Origin of the sequence: Sphaerochaeta sp. S2 (assembly GCF_016406725.1) — a bacterium.
Taxonomy (GTDB): domain Bacteria; phylum Spirochaetota; class Spirochaetia; order Sphaerochaetales; family Sphaerochaetaceae; genus Sphaerochaeta.
This window is the reverse complement of the sequence record NZ_JAEKNT010000420.1, coordinates 1-1,651: the sequence shown is the minus strand read 5'-3', so window position 1 is coordinate 1,651 and position 1,651 is coordinate 1. Positions and strand designations below refer to the sequence as shown.

Here is a 1,651-nt window from a genome sequence, read left to right as displayed (position 1 = left end):
AAAGAGGGGAGCAGCCTTCCCTTGTTTGACAATCTGTTTACTGATATTGGTGACGAACAGTCGATCGAAGAAGAGCTCTCCACGTTCAGTGGTCATATGAAACAGATTGGTTACATTCTCAGAAATATGAGTGAGAGGAGTTTGATCATTCTCGATGAACTTGGTAGTGGCACAGATCCAGTAGAAGGCTCTGCAATTGCCCGATCAGTACTTGAATACTGCTTGGAAAAGGCAAAACTGACATTGGTAACCAGTCATCATGGAGTGCTTAAGCAGTTTGCCTATGCAAAGAAGGAAGTGATCAATGCCTCTATGGAATTCAATGAACACTCCCATATGCCAACATTCAGGGTCATACAAGGATTACCGGGAGAGAGTCACGCGATCGATACCGCACGCTATATGAAACTCCCTGAGGAAGTCATATCTCGCGCTGAACAGTACCTTGGCAGTGAAGCTGTCCAGATTGCTTCCATCATCAAGGATCTTGAGGAAAAACGGAAAGAGCTTGAGAAGCAGGAAGAAAAAACCCAAAAGCGCTATTACTCGCTCCAGCAAGAAGTGAAACAACTTCAGCTCAAGGAGCTTCGTGTACGTCAAAGAGAAGCACAGCTCAAGGATGAACAAACAACTGAGCTTGCCCGATTCATGAGTGCAAAACGTAAAGAGTTGGAAAATCTTGTAAAGACAATGCGAGAAGGTGAACTGGATAAGGCTAAACGTAAACAGGTAAAAGCGTATGTACAAAGCCTTGCGGACAGGGTGCAGGATGAACAAGCACTGCTTGAACAGAGCGAAGAGGAACTTTCAGATCTGGAGGTCCAAAACCCGCAGGAGTTCAGTGAAGGTATGGAAGTGCTCTGTGGAAATGCAAAACGATTGGGTAAAATCCTGAAAAAGCAGGGAAGAAACAAGTATCTTGTCGCCATTGGATCGATGCGAATGACGCTCGATGGAAAGCAACTACAAGTACCAAAAGAGCAACAAAAGACAGTATTGGTTTCGTACCACAGCAGTACTCCACGGCCTAAACTTGTCCTCGATTTACGTGGCTACACACTAGAGGAAGCACTAACCTCCCTTGAAGAACAGATTGAAAGCTGTCTTGTCCATGGTGTTTCTTCATTTTCTGTCATCCATGGCTATGGGGATGGGATTCTCTCCAAGGGGATTTCCTCATATCTGGAGAAGCATCGCTCGATACAGGGGTTCCGATTCGCCACACCAGAAGATGGAGGTATGGGAAAAACATACGTACAACTTTAGTCTTTTTGGTTAGGCCCTCTTTACAGAGGGCTTTTTACTATGTATACTAATTTAGTAATTTACTAAAGGATTCAGTATGGACAAGAAACATCTTAGAGCCCTCTATGAGGAGCAAAAACCACCAATGGGAGTATTTCGATTGGTCGATAGCAGTACAGCACAGGAGTACCTAGGGGTGAGCAGCAATATCCAAGCGACCAAGAACTCACTCTTTTTCCGTCTCTCTGTTGGGGCTCTGGCAAACTATCCATCATTACAGGATAGTTATGACAAGCATGGGCCTTCCATTTTGGAGTTTTCCATTTTGGAAGAGCTTGATTATCAAGAGGATATTTCTGATTATCGTGCAGACCTTGAAGTACTGCTATCGATGATGAAACAAACC

2 protein-coding genes are annotated in these 1,651 nt (G+C 44.3%); both read left to right on the top strand.

What is annotated here, in order from left to right; translation table 11 throughout:
• Positions 1-1,266, top strand: a 1,266-nt coding sequence (locus JF818_RS12225) for a Smr/MutS family protein (protein WP_198892278.1), incomplete at its 5' end; no start/stop codon positions are given.
• 76 nt (positions 1,267-1,342) lie between these two features.
• A partial coding sequence (locus JF818_RS12220) for a GIY-YIG nuclease family protein (RefSeq protein WP_198892277.1) occupies positions 1,343-1,651 on the top strand: 309 nt, incomplete at its 3' end.